Here is an 18350-nt window from a genome sequence, read left to right on the forward strand (position 1 = left end):
AGGCGTGGATGGGCGACCGGCTGATCTTTCAGCTCGGCACCAACAACTGGCAACGCGGTGGGGAGTTCGCACCGGGATCGGGAATCCTGCACGAGGCGCACCACCACGCGTACGACGCGCTGCCCGGCTGGCGGTGTTACTCGATGTACCCGTCCCGGCGGCAGCGTTTCCAGGACGAGGACGTACACGTCTTCGAGCTCGACCACGACATCCCCATCTGCGAATCCGTCTCCCCGGTCAGCAGCTACCGCTGGCACGGCATGAGCGAGTCCGAGGTGGCCGCGTACCGCCAGCGGCTGACCGACGAGGTCGCGACCTGGATGGACGAGATCGAGGAACGCACCGGTGACCGCTTCGAGCTGGCGATCGCGCACCACGCCTTCATGAACCCGGTGGTGATGCGCGACGTGATCCGGCGCCGCGCCGAGGCGGGCAAGGGCACGATGCCGCTGCTCTGCTTCACCCACGGCACCGAGCTGAAGATGTACGCCAACGAGCTGCGCGGCGACCAGCCCGACGAGTTCCCGATGCGCTTCCTGCCGTTCATGAAGGACGAGAAGGTCTTCGACTACGCCGACCCGGCACACGGCGTCGACGTGGTCGCGGCCATCTCGGCCGAGCAGGTCGAGGCGTTTCTGGGGGTGTTCCCGGAGTTCCCGCGCGAGCGCGTGGTGCTCTCCCACAACGGCTACAACCAGGACGTGTTCCGCCGGCTGACCGAGCCCACCAACGTGTACGCCGATCGCGCCAACGTGCTGTCCGGCTTCATGACCCAGCCGCCCGAGGGCAGCGACCGCAAGCCCGAACCGGTGGTGCCCGCGGGCGGGTTCGACGCGGTCGTGGCGTTCTGCGGCAAGTTCGCCGACTGGAAGCGGCTCGACGCCCTGCTCCACGCCGCGGCCATCTACGAGCAGCACGAGCTGCGCATCCTCACCCTCGTGATCGGCTCGGGACCGGTCGAGGCGCAGGTCCAGATGCACGACCTCGCCGCCGACCTCGGCCTCCGGCGCACCTACTTCCTGGGCCCGCGGCAGCAGGACGAGCTCGCGGTACTGTTCAACTGCGCCGACGTCGGCTGCTTCCCCTCCTACCGCGAGCCCTTCGGCCTGGTCTTCATCGAGTGCATGGCCTGCGGCACGCCCGTGATCGGCGCCGACTCCGGCGGCCCGCGCGACTTCGTGACCCCCGAGGTCGGCGTGCTCGTGCCGGAGACCGACAACCGGCAGGAGCTCGCGGCGTCGCTCGCCGCCGCCGTGGTCCGCGCCGTCGAGGAGAACTGGAAGGGCTCCAAGGGCGCGGTCGCCGAGGCGTACGCCACCGAGAACTTCAGCGTGGTCAGCCAGGTCTCCAAGCTGCTCGACGAGATCGGCCGCCTGACCGCTCGTTAATCACTTGTCGATCCGCTCGCGCACGCCGATCATTGCGCCATGGCGTGCGCGAGCGAGCTTGCCGGCGAAGCGCTCGATGGTCGTTTGGGCGGCAACGCCGCCTCGCTCCTGGCGACGAGACGCGCCCTGGCGAAGGCCGAGTCCGCCCTGGCCGTGGTGCTCGTCGAGGGCATCAGCGACCAGATCGCCCTGGAAACGGCAGCGGCCTGCCTCGGCCGTGATCTGGACGCGGAACGGGTCGTCGTCGTGCCGATCGGCGGCGCGCACGCGATCGGCCGCTTCCTGGCGAGGTTCGGCCCGCTGGGCACCGGCTTGCGCCTCGCCGGCCTGTGCGACCTGCGCGAAGAGGAGATCTTCCGCCGCGGCCTGGACGCCGCCGGGGTCGGCTCGCCCCGCACCCGCGCCGACATGGAGCACCTCGGCTTCTACGTCTGCGTCGACGACCTCGAAGACGAGCTGATCCGCGCCATGGGCACCGCCGACGTGGAAGCACTCTTCGAAGCCCACGGCGACCTGCGAGCGTTCCGCTCGTTCCAGACCCAACCCGCCTGGCGCGGCCGCGAGCCCGGCGCGCAACTGTGGCGTTTCCTGCGCAGCAGCTCCCGCCGCAACCTGCGCTACGCGCGCCTGCTGGTCGAGGCAACGACCCGCCAAAACGCCCTACCCCGCCCCCTAGACGCGCTCCTCACCGCCGTCTAAAAACCTTCCAAGATTCGAGCTACCGCGACGCCCGCCGCGCGCAAGACCGCTGCTCCCGCGGCCTCAGGGTCCGCGCATCCACACCCACCCGCCGACCGCGCGGCACGGCGTGTCGCCACGCCCGGTGCGCCGATCAAGGGCGAACGCACGTGGTTGGATCTCTTTTCCGCGTGTATTCGCCCTTGATCCATGCGATTGGCCTTGATCGACGGCAAGGGCTCGGACGGGGTGAGCGGCGCGGCGTGGGGGAGGGCTAGCTCGTGGGGGGGGTGGGGTTAGCTCGTGGGGGGTGGGGCTAGGCGGAGCATGGTCCAGGAGGCGGGCGGGAGCAGGAGCTCGGCGCGGCCGTCGGCGACTGTCGCGGTCGTGTTTGGACGGGGAACCACGGCGTCGGGGTGGTCGGCGGTGTTGACGCGGTAGGCGTCTGGGTCGGACAGGGTTACGCACTCGACGATGCGGGCGTCGCCAAGCGTGCGCGCGTCGACCGCGAGGGTCATCGCCTCGGCCGGTGAGCGGTTGACGGCGAACACCGACGCCTGCCCATCATCGTCCACTGTGGCCACCGCGTCGAGGATCGGCACGTCGCCGTAGCGGCGGGTCTTCTGGCTGGGTGAGGCTGGCTGTACCCGCAGGACCTCGCCGGCCGCGTACCGGGAGGTCAGGGCGAACGGGTGGAAGGCCGCCTGCCGCCACGCCCGTCCCCCGGGCTCGGTCATGATCGGGGCGATGACGTTGACCAGTTGGGCGAGCGACGCGGCGTGTACCCGGTCGCTGTGGCGCAGCAGGCTGATCAGCAGGCCGCCGATGGTGACCGCGTCGAGCACCGAGTACTGGTCCTCCAGCAGCCGCGGTGCCACGGGCCAGGAGTCGGTGGGCAGCTCGGCGGCCAGGCGTGACTGGTACCAGACGTTCCACTCGTCGAAGGAGATGTTGATCCGCTTCTGCTTCTTGCCCTTCTCCCGCACCAGGTCAGCGGCGGCGACCACCGAGCCGATGAAGTAATCCATGTCGACGGCGGAGGCGAGGAAGCTCGCCTTGTCACCGTCGTGCTCCTCGTAGTAGGCGTGCGCCGAGATGTAGTCGACCTCGTCGTAGGTCTCCCCCAGCACCGTCTGCTCCCAGGCGCCGAAGGTGGGCATGCTGGAGCTGGAGCTGCCGCAGACCACGAGTTCGAGCTTCGGATCCACCATCCGCATGGCGCGGGCGGTCTGTGCGGCGAGCCGGCCGTACTCGGCGGCGCTGCGGTGCCCGACCTGCCAGGGCCCGTCCATCTCGTTGCCCAGGCACCACATTCGCACGTTGTGCGGGTTCTTCGCGCCGTGTTCGCGGCGCAGGTCGGACAGGCGAGTTCCGGACTCGATGTTGCAGTATTCGAGCAGGTCCACCGCCTCCTGGATGCCGCGGGTGCCGAGGTTGACCGCGAGCATCGGCTCGACACCGGCCAGGCGGCACCAGCGCATGAACTCGTCGACGCCGACGGTGTTGGGTTCGGTGCTGTGCCACGCGAGGTCGAGCCGCGCCGGGCGCCGCGCCACCGGTCCGATGCCGTCCTCCCACCGGTACGCGGAGACGAAGTTGCCACCGGGGTACCGGATCGTGGAGACGCCCAACTCCCGCACCAGGTCCAGGACGTCGCTGCGGAAGCCGTCGGCGTCGGCGGTGGGGTGGCCGGGTTCGTAGATTCCGGTGTAGACACAGCGGCCGAGGTGCTCCACAAAGGAGCCGAAGAGCCGGCGGCGCACCGGCGCCACGCGCGCCTCGGGGTCGAGGGTGACGAATCCCTTGAGCATGATCAAACTCCCTGCGAACCAGACGTGGCGTGGTGGTGGAACCGGTCGGCGACCGGGTTGCGCAGGCGCCGCAGCGTGCCCTCTTCCAGGTCGAAAAGGCCCATGGCGAGGCGATGGTCGAGCGCCGGGCCGGTGGCGTGCCGGTACGTCCACTCGATCATGTCGAACAGCGGCCACCAGGTGTATCCGATGACGTCGACGCCGCTGTCGCGAAGCCCGTGCACCGCCGCGACCGAGGCGTCGAGCCAGTCCAGCCGCTCCCGCACGGTGCCGGTCCAGGCGGTCTCGGTGAGAAACACCGGCCGGCCGTATCGTTGTGCGTACGCGGTCAGCACGTCGACCAGGCCCTCGGTCCAGGCGTTGACGCGCGGGCGCAGGTCGAAGGGGCCACCGTCCTGTGTGGAGCCCGCCTCGACCACTTCTGTCGAGTGCATCGGGTAGTAGTTGACGCCCATGACGTCGGGCTGGACGGCGTGTTCGTGTGCCCACCGTAAGTCTTCGTCGGTGAACCCGTGCGCGCGCAGGTGCCCGGCCAGCGGATGCCGGTCGTCGAGGCGGCCGGTCACCAGATCCTGCACCACGTATGCCCGCTCCCGAAGGAAGGGCACCTTGTCGCTGTCGCCGGTGAACCGGAACGACGCCTCGACGTGTACGAAGCTGGCGTGCTCGCCCGCGACGTCGGCGATGGCCCGCTGGGTAAGAGAGATGCCGCGGCTGATGGCGCGCAGCAGGGTCACGAATCCCTCGTTGCCCTTGCGGTACGGCGGCCAGTAGGCGTACTCACCGCAGTAGAGGACGTTCAGCAGGGGCTCGTTGAGGGGCGTGAAGGCGTTGAGCCGCCCGGGATAGCGCTCCGCGACCCGCGCGCCATACTCGGCGACCAGCTTCGGGTAGTCGGGGTGCGCGAACTGCTCCTCCAACCACAGTGGAGTGCCGTAGTGCATGAGGTCGACGATCGGCTCCAGCTCTACTTCGGACAGCCGGTCGACGACCCGGTCCAGCCAGCTCCAGTCCCAGCGGTCGCGGGCCGGCTGGATCCGGTACCAGGGAATCCCCCAGCGGACCATGCTGGCGCCGGCGGCGCTGGCCGCTCCGAAGTCCTCATGCCAGTGCTCGTAGTGCCCGGTCAGTTCGTACTCGTCGAGCGCCCGCTCCCCCGGCCGGGTCTGCGGGATGAACGTGTCCTCGAAGCCGATGGCGAAGTGCAGCTTGTTCTGTTCGTACCAACGCATTGTGCCCGTCCCCGTCACTTTCAGCCCTGTCACTTTCAGCCCTGTCACTTCAGCCCGGTGGTGGCGATGCCTTCGATGAACCTGCGCTGCACCAGCGCGAACGCCGCCACCATCGGCAGCAGCGCGAGAATGGCGCCGGCCATCAGCAGCCCGTACTCGGCGCTGTGCTGGCCCTTGAACAGGGCGAGCCCGGCGGACAGCGTGCGCATGTTCTCGTCGGTCGTCACGATGAGCGGCCACAGCAGGTCGTTCCAGTTGTAGAGCAGGTTGAACAGTCCCAGCGTCAGCACGGCGGGCCACGCGAGCGGCATCATGATGCGGCGCCAGATGCCGAACTCGGAGAACCCGTCGATGCGCCCGGCGTCTTCGAGGTCGCGCGGCAGGGACAGGAAGAACTGGCGCATGAAGAAGATGCCGAAGGCGTCGGCGACGCGCGGCACGATGAGCCCCTGGTACGTGTTGATCCAGCCGAGGTCGTTGAGGAGCTGGAATACCGGGATCAGCGTCACCTGGATGGGCAGCATCAGGGTGACCAGTACGACGACGAACAGCGGGCCGCGACCGGGAAAGGTGAACCGGGCGAACGCGTAGCCGGCCATCGAGTCCAGGAGCACCGACACCACCGTGATGATGCCCGCGTAGACGACGGTGTTGAGGAACTGCCGGCCGAACGGGATGCGCTGCCACACCTCGCGGTAGTTGTCCCACGTGATGTGCTCGGGCCACAGCGTCTGCGGGTTGGCCAGCAGGTCGCCCTGAGTGCGCAGCGAGGCGCTGAGCATCCACAGGAACGGCAGCAGGAAGGCCAGCGACAGCAGCGCCAGCACGGCGACGGAGGCGAAGGTCCTGATTGGACGTGAAATGGTCATCAGTACTGCACCGTCCGCCGGCGGAAGTAGGCCATCTGGCCCAGGCTCAGCGCCATGATGATGAGCACCAGCGCCCACGACATGGCCGAGGCGTAGCCCATGTCGAAGTCCTGGAACCCGGTGTCGAAGATGAGCATGACGAGCGTCTCGGTACTGAAGAACGGCCCGCCCGCGGTCATCACGTACATCTGGTCGAAGGCCTGGAACGAGAAGATCGAGGCGATGATGGCCACGAACATCGTGGTGTTGGCCAGTAGCGGCCAGGTGATGTTGCGGAACCGCCGGATGGCGCCCGCGCCGTCGATGGCCGCCGCCTCCTGGAACTCCCGCGGGATGGTCTGGAGGCCGGCCAGGTACATCACCATGAAGAAGCCGGTGTTGCGCCAGATGCCGACGAGGATGACCGCCGGCATGGCCCAGTCCGGGTCCCGCACACCGTCTCCGATGGACAGTCCTAATTGGGCGAGCCAGTGGTTGACGATGCCGACCTGGGGGTCGAGCACGAACGCCCAGGCGATGGAGATGATGCCCAGCGAGGCGACGAACGGGAAGAACAGCACGGCCCGGAAGAAGCCGCGTCCGGGTATCGCGCGGTTGAGCAGCAGCGCGGCGCCCAGGGCGAGCGCGACCGATACCGGCGTGGTCACCAGGGCGTAGACGGCGGTGTTGCCCAGCGCGTTGGTGAACCGGTCGTCGGACAGCAGCCGGCTGTAGTTGGCGGTGCCGATCCAGTCGCCGCCGCCGATGATGCGCGCGTCGGTGAACGAGGTGCGCAGGGCGTTGGCCATCGGCCAGAGGACGAACACCGCGATGACGGTCAGCGCCGGGGCGAGGAACGACAGCGCGGTCAGTGCGCGGCGGCGCTCGATGGGTGAGCGCCGCCGGCGCCGGGTGCGGGCGGACATCATCAGAGCAGGGCGTCGATCTGCTTCGCGGCATCGGGCAGCAGCTGGGCCGCGGTGCCCTTGCCCTGTGTCATCTTCTGCACGGTGGGCACCACCACGTCGGTGTCGATCTGGCTGGCCTTCGCCAGGCCGGCGAGGTAGAGGCGGGCGCCCTTGGCCGCGCTGAACCCGGCCGAGGTCGGGTTCTCGGCCAGCGCGCTGGCCGGTACGTCGGTGCGGTTCGGCGGGTAGCCGGTCTTGACCGCCCAGTACGTCTGGGACTCGGTGTTGTTCCAGAACGCGAAGAACTTGGTCGCGGCCTCCTTCTGGGCGTCGGAGGCGTTGGCGGCCAGCTGCATGTTGACGCTGATGGCGGCGGCCGCCTGGGTGGCCGAGCCGGGTGGCACCGGCGCGATGCCGAAGTCGATGCCGGCCTTGGTGAACGCGCCGGACGACCACGGCCCGTTGATGACCATGCCGGCCCGTCCCGCCGCGAACAGGTTGTCGGCGTCGACGCCGCTCACGCCGGCGGGCGAGATGTGCTTGTTGGCGATCAGGTCGGTCCAGTACTGGGCGGTGGCGATGCTCGCCGGGTCGCCGAGCAGCGAGCGGCTGTTGTCTTCGGCGACGACGCCGCCACCGTCGGCCCACCACAGCACGGCCCAGTGCGGCAGGGCACCGTGGTCGGGCAGCAGGAAGCCGTACTGGCTCTTGGTCTCGTCGCCGGCGCTGTGGTTGCTCAGCTTGACCGCGTACTCGCCGACCTGGGCCATGCTGGTCGGCGCCGCCGTGAGGCCGGCCTTGGTGAACAGCGCCTTGTTGTAGTAGAGCATCCCGGCCGCGGCCGACATCGGCACGCCGTACCGCTTGCCCTTGTAGGTGGTGGCGTCGATGCTGGCCTTCGGCAGGGTGGCCGGGTCGAGCCCGCCGCCGCTGTACGCCTGCTCCACGTCCGCCCACACCCCGGCCGTCACGTAGCCGGTGAACTGCTCGGCGGGCAGCCCGACGATCGTGGGGCCCTTCTTCGCGGCGTACGCGGACAGCAGCGACTGGTTGATCGTGTCCCAGGGCTGGATCGTCATGTCGACGACGACCTCGCTCTGCGAGGAGTTGAACCGCCGCACGATCTCCTCGACGACCGGCCGGTCGGCGTCGGTGAAGCCGTTCCAGAAGGTGATCGTGGTCTTTCCACCACTTTGACCGCTGTCGTCCTTGCCGCACGCGGCGACGGCGGGCGCGAGGGCGGTCGCCGCCGCGGCGAGCAGTAGGGAGCGTCGTTTCATGGTCTATACCTCATTCCGCGTAACTGCGGTCGTTTGAGTTTCCCGCGCTCAGGGCGCTTTTACAACGATGTAGAAGAGGATTGGTCACGCTCGCGGCGGGCGTCAATGACGCGGCATGTCACAGTTTGGTAACGGGCCGGTAATGGATCGAGGGCCGGTTATCCCGCGGTGGACTCGCGGACCCGCAGCTCGAAGTCGGCCACGACCTGCTGGTGCGGGTGCTCCCGCTCCTCGATCCGCTTGGCCAGCAGATCGACGGCCGCGCGGGCGATCTGCTCGCGGCCAGGCGCGATCGACGACAGGGGCGGCATCGAGTACTGGGCATCCTCGATGTCGTCGAACCCGACGATCGCGATGTCCTCCGGCACGCGCAGACCGTGGCGCAGCACGGCGTACATGGCGCCCAGGGCGAGCGTGTCGTTGAAACAGAAGGCGGCGTCGAAGCGGGTGCCCGCCTCCAGCAGTTGCCGCATGGCGGCCGCCCCCTCGGCGCGGTGCCAGAGCCCGGCCGGCACGATCAGCTCGGCGTCCGGCTCGATGCCCGCCTCGCGCAGCGCGGCCAGGTAGCCCTCCAGGCGCAGGACCGCGGGGCCTTCGGCGTCGGTCGGGTGCGTGCCGATGGCGGCGATCCGGCGCCGCCCGGTCTCGATCAGGTGGGCCGTCGCCGTGCGGGCGGCGTCGACGTTGCCGATGGTCACGTTGTCGACCGCCACGTCGAACGTGCGCTCACCGAGCAGCACGATCGGGAAGTCGCCGCGGAACTGCTCGATGTCGGCGGAGGAGACGGTCAGCGGGGCGAAGATCAGCCCGTCGACCAGCTGCCGGCGGGCTCCGGAGAGCACGCCGACCTCGCGTTCACGGTCGGCGCCGGTCTGCTCGACCAGTACCGTCCAGGAGCGCTCCTCGGCGGCACGGATAACGGCGTCGGCGAGCTCGCCGAAGTACGGAAGGCTCAGCTCCGGCACGGCCAGGCCGATCAGGCCGGTGCGGCCCGCGCGCAGGTTGCGCGCGGAGATGTTCATCCGGTACCCGAGCTCGTCGACCGCCGCGAGCACCTTGGCCTTGGTCGTCTCGCGGATGTAGGGGTATCCGCTGAGCACATTGGACACCGTTTTGACCGACACACCGGCCAGCTTGGCCACGTCGTGCATCGTCGCTGGCATCCATCACTCCCGGGCATTGATCGACAGCGCCTCCAACTGTCTCAGAGCATAGCTGTGACCTAGGTCACCATTGACGATCCCTCCCGAGCTGCGCACTGTGAGTCTCTACAACGTTGTAGAAGCTTACCTCGCGGGGCCCTGTCACCCACCGAAGGGGCACAACCATGCAGTTCACGCGCCCACGTCCCCGGCGGCGAGCACTCCTCGCCGCGGCGGCGCTCCTCGCCGGCAGCCTCACCGCGATCCTGCCCAGCAGCCCTGCCGCGGCCGTCACCACCGGCAACGGGTCGCTCGTCTACTCCCCCGCCGCCGGCAGCTCGTTCGACCCGGCGGGCACCACGTACGCGAAGGTCATCGCGCTCAAGAACAACGGCCAGTACAACGGTCAGCTCCTGGTCACCTTCGACCAGCTCATCTACGTGAACGGCGTACAGGTCTACCCCATCTACCGCAGCACCAACGGCGGCTCCAGCTGGAGCCTGGTCACGAACGTCGTACCGAGCCAGACCTTCCCGACGCTCACCCTCACCTCGCAGCCCTACCTGTACGAGGTGCCGCAGCAGGTGGGCAGCCTCGCGGCCGGCACCATCCTGCTCGCCGGCATGATCATGCCCGCCGACCGGTCGAGCAGCCGCATCGTCGTCTACAAGAGCACCGACCGCGGCTCCACCTGGTCGTTCCTGTCCACAGTGGATACCGGTGGTCCCGCCACCTACGACCCCAGCCCCTCCTCCACCACGACCACCGTCTGGGAACCCGCCATCAACCTCGACTCCTCCGGCAACCTGGTCGTCTACTACAGCGACGAGCGGCAGAAGGCCAGCGGCGTGCTCCAGGCCGTCGTCTACCGCCGCTCGACCGACGGCGGTGCCACCTGGGGAGCGGTCGGCAACGTCGCGGCGGTCGGCAACCAGAGCGACCGGCCCGGCATGATCACCGTGGCCAGGATGGGCAACGGGCAGTACATCGCCACGTACGAGGTGGTCAACCGGCCGAGCCAGAGCCTCAACACCGCGCCCGCCTACTTCAAGCTCAGCTCCGACGGTGTGACCTGGCCCGCGGGTCTCGGCACGCCGATCACGCTGGCCGACGGCCGCGGCATCGGCTCGTCGCCGATGGTCCGCTGGATCCCGCAGGGCGGCCCGAACGGCACGGTGCTCGTCTCGTCCAAGTGGGGCCTGACCTCCGCCGGTGCCATCAGCGGCGGCCAGCACTTCTACGCCAACTACAACCTGGGCCAGGGATCGTGGGAGCGGCTGCCGTACGCGGTCACCTACGACGCATCGGACACCCAGGGCGGCTACTTCTCCGGCTTCGCGCAGGGCTTCGACACCAGCCCCGACGGGCTCACCCTCTACCAGGCGACCAACGTGGAGAACACCAGCACCGGCTACAACGACATCCGGGTCGGCACCATCCCGACCGCCGCGCAGTACTACGAGGCCGAGCGGGCCACGCTCAGCAACGTGCAGACCGTCACCCACTTCGACGCCTCGAACGGCTCGAAGATCGGAAACATCAACTTCTCGAACAGCTACGTCGAGTTCAACGTCCGCGTGCCCAGCGCCGGCAGCTACACAGTCAACGTCCGCTATGACAACGGTACGGGCGCCAACAGCTCGCACGCCGTCAGCGTGAACGGCGGGGCGGCGACCTCCATCAGCTACCCGCCGACGGTGGACTGGGGCCGGTACCGGTGGGCGCAGCTCACCGCGAGCCTCAACGCGGGCAACAACACCATCCGCTTCACCTACAGCGGCACCTACGCCGAGCTGGACATGATCGCCGTGTACCAGACGAGCACCGCGATGCCCGCGGAGTTCCGCGTCGTCAACCGCAGCAGCGGCAAGTACCTGGAGATCGCGAACGGCTCGACCGCCGACGGCGCCGGCGCGGTGCAGTACGGCTTCGTCGGCAACCCCCGCCAGGTCTGGCGCATCGGCACCAGCAGCGGCGGCTACTTCTACGTCACGAACAAGAACAGCTGGAAGTACCTGGAGATCCCGTCCGCCTCGACGGCCGACGGCACCCAGGCCGGCCAGTGGGGTCCGACCAGCAACGCGACCCAGGAATGGAGCCTCGTACCCACCACGTCCGGCTACTACAACGTGATCAACCGCAACAGCGGCAAGTACCTGGAGGTGTACCAGAACTCGCAGGCCGACGGCGCCGTCGTCGACCAGTGGGGTAGCACCGGCTGCACCTGCCAGCAGTGGCGGATCGCGAAGGAGGGCATCCAGTAGTCCCGTGATCAGGGCGTCCCTCAAGTCGTTCTAGCGACTTGAGGGACGCCCTGATCACGGCGGGGGTCAGCCGCAGACCGCCTCGCTCACGAACGCCTCGACGAGGTCGTCGAGGTCACCGGTGTGGTTCGGGGTGAGCGCGACCGTCACCTGGCGACTCAGGTCCACTGTGGAGAACGAATACGCCTGGTACGCCAGCGCGTCGCCGTCGTTGCCGTACACGGGGATCCCGCACGAGGTCACCCACCAGGCCAGCCCGAGCCCGTAGCCGCGACCCTCGACGGCCGGCTCCTTCATCTGCGCCAGCAGGTGACCGGGCAGCAGCCGCCCACCGAGCAGCGCGGCGAAGAAGGTGTCGAGGTCCTTCGCCGTGGAGATGAGCTCGCCGCCGGCACCGAACAGCGACGGGTTCATCCGCGTGTAGTCGAGCAGATTTCCCTCCCCGTCGCCCGGCACGTAGCCGTGCGGATGCGGCCCCGGAATCCGCGGCGACGTGCCCGGCAACGTGGTGCCGGACAGGCCCAGCGGCCAGATGATCCGGCGCTCGATCTCCGCGTCGTACGGCTGCCCGGTCACCTTCTCGATGATCTCGCCGAGCAGCAGGTAGCCGGTGTTGGAGTACGAGTACGCCTCACCCGGCGGCTCGAACGTCGCCGGATGCGCCAGCGCCCGCGCGATCAGCTCGTCGGAGGTCCAGGTACGCCACCGGTTGGCGAAGAACTCCGGCTGTGGCGGCATCGGCAGGGTGCGCACGACGTCGTACAGGCCGCTGGTGTGGTTGAGCAGGTGGCGCACCCTGATGCGATCGTCGGTGACGACGCCGGGCAGCCACGCCGCGACCGGATCGTCGAGCCGCAACTCATCCTCGTCGACCAGCTGCAGGATCACGGTGGCGACGAACGTCTTGGTGATGCTGCCCGCCCGGAACCGGCCGTCGACCGGTACCGGCCGCGCGGTGCCCAGCTCGGCGACGCCGCTGGCGCCCCGCCACACCCCGCGCTCGTCACGCACCCGCGCCAGCGCGCCCACCGCACCGGCGGCCACGATGCCGTCCAACCGGCTCTGCAGCCCCGAACGGTCCGGCTTCTTCGGCGCGGCGGCGACCGCGGCCGGTGCCGCCAGCACCGCCAACGCCGCCGTCGTGGTCAGCAGGGCCCGATACGCCTTCTTCATCTCCACCCCCGTGGGAAGTCCGTCAAGATCGAGCCTCGCGCACGAGGGACGGCGGACATATCGGGGACCACCCTGGTTCGCCCCCGAAGGCCCTGTCAGGGAACGATGGGGTCGGGCTCGACACCCAGCGCGTTGAGGGTGCCGGCCAGCATCTCGTACTGTCCAATGAGGAGACACACCTCGATGAGCTGGGTCTGGTCGTAGGCTGTGCTCAGCGCGGCCCACGTGTCGGCGCCGATCGTGCGGTCGACGGTGAGCTCGCCGACCGAGCGCAGCAGGGCGCGCTGGTGATCGGTCCAGCCCAGCGCGTCCGGCCCGGCGCCGACCCGCTCGATCTGCTCGTCGCTCAGCCCGGCCCGGCGCGCCAGCCGCACGTGCTGATGCCACTCGTAGTCGCTGCCGCACTCGACCGCGACCCGCAGGATCACCAGCTCGGCGTCGACCCGGGGCAGCGTGCCGTATGGCATGAGCCGCGCCGCGAAGCGCAGCCACGCGCGAAACAGCCTGCGGTGCCGTGCCAGGGTGGCGAACACGTTCGGCACCGGGACACCGAAGCGCCTCGCGGCGACCGCGCACACCGCGGTGTTGACCACACCGAGCGCGTCGCGGTCGCCGGGCCGCACCCGCGGCCTCTCAGCCCTGCGCACCGTGCCGGGAAACGGAATCGACGCTCTCACGCGGTCCATCCGTCCATTGTGGGGCACCATCCCGGTTCCGGTCGGGTCGCGCGCGGTCCGTGGCCTCGGCGGGTGCCGGACGGGTCCAGAAGCGCCAGTGGCCGGCGATCAGTACGGCGACGACCAGGGTCCAGGCGGCGAGGTAGAGCCAGGTGAGGCGGGTGGAGTCGGCGCCAGCCGGCCACAGGTCGCCGGCCCGGTACTCGACGCTCCCCTCGGTCGCGTGTGCGATGAGGGTGATCAACGCACTGCCCCGGGCCTGGTTGAACAGCCACACGTACCAGAACGTGACCGCGAGCGTGGTGACCGCCTCGATCGGCTCCAGCCCGAAGGAGTCCATGAAGAACAGCGGGGCGTGCCAGCCGGTGACCAGTACGGCCAGGACGGCGGCCGCGGCCAGCGGTGTGCGGCGCTCCTGCAGGATGGGCACCGCGAAGCCACGGAAGCTGGGCTCTTCACCGAACGGCCCGCCGGTGGGGTTGACGATGTTGATGCCGATGACCAGCGCGACACCGTACCAGGGATGGAACTGGCCGGTATCCGGCCCGGGCGCGCCGGCGGCCATGTTGAGCCCGATGGTGGCGGCGTGCACGGACAGCGGCACGGCGAGGGCGAGGGCGTACCAGATCCAGTGGACCCGCCAGCGGATCAGGCGCGCGCCGATCGCGCGCAGGCCCCCCAGCCCGTCCCGGATGAACGCCACGATGAGGGCGGCGATCAGCGCCCCCGGGGCGAAGAAGCTGTCCCACGGGATGGCGCCCCAGGCGAGGGCGTAGGCCAGGACGAAGAACGCGACGAGGGGATGCCGCCGGATCGGCGACAGGATTCTGGACATGGGTGCCTCCACGGGTCCGGCCGGCTGCGGTGACCGCCGCGGGCGTTCGCCGCCGGGGTCGCCGTCTTGGATGACGCGGCTTCTCATGACCTTCAAGGTGGCACCGGCGCGGGGACGCGGACAGGCGGGAAACAGGCCGGTCGGGGGGCGGTTTTCTGGTGTGTTCGCCGCGGCGGGCGCGGTCAGGAACGCAGGTAGAGCAGCACGGCGAGGACCCGGCGGGACTCGCTGCCGGTGGACGGGATGCCGAGCTTGCCGAAGATGCTGGAGACGTACTTCTCGGCGGCGCGCAACGTGATGACCAGCCGGTCGGCGATGCCCTGGTTGGAGTGCCCGACCGCCATGAGCTCGAGCACCTCGCGTTCGCGCGGGGTGAGCGCGCCGAGCGGGTCGTCCCGCCGCCGCTTGGCCAGCAGCGTCGAGATGATCACCGGATCGACGGCGGAGCCGCCGACCGCCACGCGCCGGACGGCGGCCAGGAAGTCGGGCACGTCGCTGATGCGGTCCTTGAGCAGGTATCCGACGCCGTCGGCGGAGTCGGCCAGCAGCTTCATGGCCAGCCCGATCTCCAGGTACTGCGAGAGCACCAGCACGCCGACCCGCGGGTACCGGGCGCGGATGTCGATCGCGGCCCGCAGCCCTTCGTCGCGGTGTGTCGGCGGCAGCCGGATGTCGAGAATGGCCACGTCGGGCTGCGCGACGAGCATCTCCCGGTGAAGCTGCTCGGCGTCGCCGCAGCGGGCGGTCACCTCGAATCCGGCGTCGGCCAGCAGGCTGGCCAGCCCTTCACGCAGCAGGACGCTGTCTTCGGCGATGGCTACCCGCATGGAATCTCCGCCCGCACCCGGGTGCCGCCGCCGTGCGGGGTCCAGATCCGCAGCCGGCCGCCGAGCGCCTCGACCCGGTCGGCGAGCCCACGCAGGCCCGTGCCGCGTTCGGTGTCGGCGCCGCCCGTGCCGTCGTCGACGACCTCGACGACGAGCTGCCCGTCGCGGTGGCAGAGGTCCACTGTGGCCGACGAGGCGTGCGCGTGCTTGTCGATGTTGACCAGGCTCTCGCAGACCACGTAGTACGCCGCGACCTCGACCTGCTCGGCGAGCCGGCCGTTGAGGCGCAGGGTGAGCCGGACCGGCACCGCCGCCCGGGCGGCCAGCGACTCCAGAGCCACCGGCAGGCCGTGACCGGTCAGCACGGCGGGATGCAGGCCGCGCGCCACGTCGCGCAGCTCGTCCAGTGACTGGGCGATCTCCTGCTTGGCCTTGGCGAGCGTGCCCTGCGCCTCGTGATTTGCCCCGAGGCGGGCGCTGAGCCGGCCAAGGTCCAAGGACAGTGCGATGAGTCGCTGCTGCGCGCCGTCGTGCAGGTCGCGCTCCAACCGCTGCCGCTCCCGCTGGCCGGCCTCCAGCACCCGCACCCGGGACCCCCGCACAGCCGATCCAGGTCAGGAGAAACGACATGCCACGACTTCGCGCCCGGATACGCGTACTCGCCAGCGGACTGCTGGCCGTCGCCGTCATCGCCGGATACGTCCCCGCCGCCTACGCGGGGCCGACCTCGGCGGGACCACCCGGATTCAGCGTCGACTGGACCCCGTGCCCGACGGCGCCCACCAAGCAGTGCGGCACCATGCGGGTGCCGGTGGACTGGTCCAAGCCACGCGGCGAGCAGATCACCGTAGCCGTGGCGCGGCGCCCCGCCGACGACCCGGCGCACCGCGTCGGCACGCTGTTCTTCAACGCGGGCGGGCCCGGCGATGGCGAAGTCCACTACGTCGTGGCCGACGACTGGTACTTCTCACCCACCCTTCGCGCCCGCTTCGACATCGTCGGCTTGGACCCGCGCGCCACCGGCGGCAGCCCCCAGCCCCAATGCGATGTACCGGCGTTCACCGAGGCCACCACGCTGTTCCCCCGGTCGGAGCGGGAGTTCGACGCGATGCGCCGGCACAACCGCGCGGTCGGGGAAAGCTGCCTCGCTAAGACCGGATCGCTCATGGCGCACACCGACACGGTCAGCGTCGCCCGCGACCACGAGGCGTTGCGGGTCGCGCTCGGCGTGAAGCAGGTGAGCTGGCTGGGCATCTCGTACGGCACCCAGCTCGCGGCCAATTACGCCGAGCTGTTCCCGCGACAGACCCGCGCCATGGTGCTGGACGCCGCGTTGGACCACAGCCAGCCCGAGGGCCAGCAGGTGGCCGACGAAATGATGGCCGCCGAGGACTCGTTCAACCGGTTCGCCCGCTGGTGCGACACCGCGACGGAGTGCGCGCTGCGCGGGCAGGACGTCGGCGCCGTCTTCGACCGCCTGGTCGCCGCCGCTGACCGGTACCCGATACCCGTCGAAGGCGCGGTGCGGGCGGCGACCGGCGAAGACATCCGGATGGGCACCATCCGGCTGCTGGTCCTCAAGGAACCGGCCATCTTCGGCCCCGACGTGTCCTGGGCCGGCCTTTCCCGATCGCTCGCCGCCGCCGTCGCGGGCGACGCGTCGGCGTTCGCCGCGGCACCGGCCGGGGTGTACCAGGCCGGCTACTTCAACCGGCTCGCCATCGGCTGCATGGAGTACGCGCCGCAGATCCGCACCTACGCCCAGATGCGCCAGCGCATCCAGATGGGCCGCCAGCTCGCCCCGCACCTGCAAGGCGCCTCCGAAACGTGGCAGGTCAACTTCTGCATCGACTGGCCAGTCCCGGCCGCCAACCCGCACCGGCTCCTGGACGTGCGGGGCGTACCCAGTCTGATCGTGCACGCGGTACACGATCCCTCCGACCCCTACCGGTGGGCGCACAGCCTCGCCGCCCAGATCCAGGGCGCCGCCCTGCTCACCCGCACCGGCGACGGCCACACCTCGTACCACACCTCGGAGTGCGCCCGGACCGCCTCCGACCAGTACCTGCTCCGGCCAAAGGCGCCGGCGCACCGCGTCTGTGAGGGCTGAACGATGCGCACAGTGAACCTTGCTCTTGTCCTGGTCTTGACGCTGGCATCGGCCGCGGCCACGCCGCCCGCACCGGCGGCCGCCGCCGGCACCGCGGTGGGCGCGGCGCTGCCCGCACCCACCGGCCCGCACCCCGTCGGCACCGTGGCGGTACACCTGATCGACGACTCGCGCCCCGACCCGCTGGAGCCGTCCCGGCCGGTTCGTGAGCTGATGGTCCAGCTCTGGTACCCGGCGAGCCGCCCGACCGGACCGGTCGCGGCGTTCATGCCGCACGAGGCGGCCGGCGAGGTCGCCACCGCCAGCCAGCTCGCGCCCGAGCTCATGCGGACCGTCCGCACCGCCGGGCACGAGGGCGCCCCGATCCGCCGGCGGCACCGAGGGCACCCGGTGGTGCTGTACTCGCCCGGCCTGGGCAACCCTCGGGCGTTCGGCACCACCGTCGTGCAGGATCTGGCCAGCCGTGGCTTCGTGGTCGTCGCCATCGACCACACCTTCGACGCGTACGTCGTGCAGTTCCCCGGCGGCCGCCTCGAACACACCGTTCAGCCGGACCGCTTCCTCGCCCAGCGGACCCGGGTGGCCGACGTCGGCTTCGTCCTCGCCGAGCTTGCGCGGATCAACGCCGGCCACATCGTCGCGGGCTTCGACGGCCAGCTCGATTTGACCCGGACGGGCATGTTCGGCCACTCCGCCGGCGGCTCCACCGCCGCCAACGCCATCCTCGCCGGCCAGCCCATCAAGTCCGGGCTCAACCTGGACGGCAGCGTGCTACCGCCGGCCAGCGACGCCGGCGCTCTCACCTGCCGCCCGTTCCTCCAACTCGGCGGCGCCTACCACACCCGCGCCCTGGACCCGACCTGGGCGACCTACTGGGCGAACCTGCGGGGCTGGCGCCGCGAACTGCACGTCGACGACGCCGGTCACAGCGACTTCAGCGACCTCGGGGTGCTGCTCGACCAGTTCGGCGTCGACCGCCACCTCTACGGCCACTTCGGTGCCATCGAACCCGCACGGGCGCTGGCGATCCAGCAGGCGTACGTCTGGGCGTTCTTCGCACAAACGCTGTCGAACGCGCGCCAGCCGCTGCTCGACCGCCCATCGGCCGCCTTCCCGGAGGTGACCTTCGAAGGACTCAACGTCGCCGCAAGCCCAACTCTCTGACCCGAGCCAAATA

16 protein-coding genes are annotated in these 18350 nt (G+C 70.0%); 5 read left to right on the forward strand and 11 right to left on the reverse strand.

Annotation, left to right across the window (positions count from 1 at the left end; genetic code table 11):
• Positions 1 to 8: 8 nt before the first annotated feature.
• Both QMG73_RS37155 and QMG73_RS37160 read left to right on the forward strand, forming a co-directional pair.
• Positions 9 to 1388 (forward strand): glycosyltransferase family 4 protein, encoded by a 1380-nt coding sequence (locus QMG73_RS37155; protein WP_281903662.1) that lies wholly within the window; start codon positions 9 to 11, stop codon positions 1386 to 1388.
• Between the two features lie 39 nt (positions 1389 to 1427).
• The gene (locus QMG73_RS37160) at positions 1428 to 2087 is read left to right on the forward strand and encodes an ATP-dependent endonuclease (protein WP_281903664.1); all 660 of its coding nucleotides are present in this window, start codon (positions 1428 to 1430) and stop codon (positions 2085 to 2087) included.
• Between the two features lie 275 nt (positions 2088 to 2362).
• On the opposite strand, the gene arfA is transcribed toward QMG73_RS37160, so the two are convergent.
• The 6 genes from arfA to QMG73_RS37190 form a co-directional block, all read right to left on the reverse strand.
• Positions 2363 to 3877, reverse strand: a complete 1515-nt coding sequence (gene arfA / locus QMG73_RS37165; protein WP_281903666.1) for an arabinosylfuranosidase ArfA — start codon at positions 3875 to 3877, stop codon at positions 2363 to 2365.
• A gap of 2 nt (positions 3878 to 3879) precedes the next feature.
• A complete protein-coding gene (locus QMG73_RS37170) occupies positions 3880 to 5109 on the reverse strand; it encodes a family 1 glycosylhydrolase (protein WP_281903667.1) in 1230 nt (409 codons plus the stop codon).
• Positions 5110 to 5153: 44 nt separating this feature from the next.
• The gene (locus tag QMG73_RS37175) at positions 5154 to 5978 is read right to left on the reverse strand and encodes a carbohydrate ABC transporter permease (protein ID WP_281903668.1); all 825 of its coding nucleotides are present in this window, start codon (positions 5976 to 5978) and stop codon (positions 5154 to 5156) included.
• Positions 5978 to 6886 carry a carbohydrate ABC transporter permease gene (locus tag QMG73_RS37180; RefSeq protein WP_281903669.1) on the reverse strand — a complete coding sequence of 303 codons (909 nt, stop codon included), beginning with the start codon at positions 6884 to 6886 and terminating at the stop codon, positions 5978 to 5980. Before QMG73_RS37180 ends, QMG73_RS37175 begins: the two co-directional genes overlap by 1 nt.
• On the reverse strand, positions 6886 to 8145 hold the full coding sequence (locus tag QMG73_RS37185) for an ABC transporter substrate-binding protein (protein WP_281903670.1): 1260 nt from the start codon (positions 8143 to 8145) through the stop codon (positions 6886 to 6888). The genes QMG73_RS37180 and QMG73_RS37185 overlap by 1 nt, the downstream gene beginning before the upstream one ends.
• Before the next feature lie 158 nt (positions 8146 to 8303).
• Positions 8304 to 9308, reverse strand: a complete 1005-nt coding sequence (locus tag QMG73_RS37190; RefSeq protein WP_281903671.1) for a LacI family DNA-binding transcriptional regulator — start codon at positions 9306 to 9308, stop codon at positions 8304 to 8306.
• A gap of 164 nt (positions 9309 to 9472) precedes the next feature.
• Between QMG73_RS37190 and QMG73_RS37195 the strand changes: the two genes are divergently transcribed.
• Positions 9473 to 11551 carry an RICIN domain-containing protein gene (locus QMG73_RS37195; RefSeq protein WP_281903672.1) on the forward strand — a complete coding sequence of 693 codons (2079 nt, stop codon included), beginning with the start codon at positions 9473 to 9475 and terminating at the stop codon, positions 11549 to 11551.
• Between the two features lie 66 nt (positions 11552 to 11617).
• On the opposite strand, the gene QMG73_RS37200 is transcribed toward QMG73_RS37195, so the two are convergent.
• The 5 genes from QMG73_RS37200 to QMG73_RS37220 form a co-directional block, all read right to left on the reverse strand.
• A complete protein-coding gene (locus QMG73_RS37200; RefSeq protein WP_281903673.1) occupies positions 11618 to 12724 on the reverse strand; it encodes a serine hydrolase domain-containing protein in 1107 nt (368 codons plus the stop codon).
• A 95-nt stretch (positions 12725 to 12819) separates the two neighbouring features.
• Positions 12820 to 13410 carry a carboxymuconolactone decarboxylase family protein gene (locus QMG73_RS37205; protein WP_281903674.1) on the reverse strand — a complete coding sequence of 197 codons (591 nt, stop codon included), beginning with the start codon at positions 13408 to 13410 and terminating at the stop codon, positions 12820 to 12822.
• Positions 13358 to 14236 carry a CPBP family glutamic-type intramembrane protease gene (locus QMG73_RS37210; RefSeq protein WP_281903675.1) on the reverse strand — a complete coding sequence of 293 codons (879 nt, stop codon included), beginning with the start codon at positions 14234 to 14236 and terminating at the stop codon, positions 13358 to 13360. The genes QMG73_RS37205 and QMG73_RS37210 overlap by 53 nt, the downstream gene beginning before the upstream one ends.
• 182 nt (positions 14237 to 14418) lie before the next feature.
• Entirely contained in the window at positions 14419 to 15063 is a 645-nt protein-coding gene (locus QMG73_RS37215; RefSeq protein ID WP_281903676.1) for a response regulator transcription factor, read from the reverse strand.
• The gene (locus QMG73_RS37220; protein WP_281903677.1) at positions 15054 to 15665 is read right to left on the reverse strand and encodes a sensor histidine kinase; all 612 of its coding nucleotides are present in this window, start codon (positions 15663 to 15665) and stop codon (positions 15054 to 15056) included. Before QMG73_RS37220 ends, QMG73_RS37215 begins: the two co-directional genes overlap by 10 nt.
• Before the next feature lie 26 nt (positions 15666 to 15691).
• Between QMG73_RS37220 and QMG73_RS37225 the strand changes: the two genes are divergently transcribed.
• Positions 15692 to 17173, forward strand: coding sequence for an alpha/beta hydrolase (locus tag QMG73_RS37225; RefSeq protein ID WP_281903678.1), 1482 nt, complete (start codon positions 15692 to 15694; stop codon positions 17171 to 17173).
• Between the two features lie 12 nt (positions 17174 to 17185).
• Positions 17186 to 18337, forward strand: a complete 1152-nt coding sequence (locus tag QMG73_RS37230; RefSeq protein WP_281903679.1) for an alpha/beta hydrolase family protein — start codon at positions 17186 to 17188, stop codon at positions 18335 to 18337.
• Positions 18338 to 18350: the final 13 nt, after the last annotated feature.

It is taken from the genome of Phytohabitans aurantiacus, assembly GCF_027923225.1.
Classification (GTDB): Bacteria; Actinomycetota; Actinomycetes; order Mycobacteriales; family Micromonosporaceae; genus Phytohabitans; species Phytohabitans aurantiacus.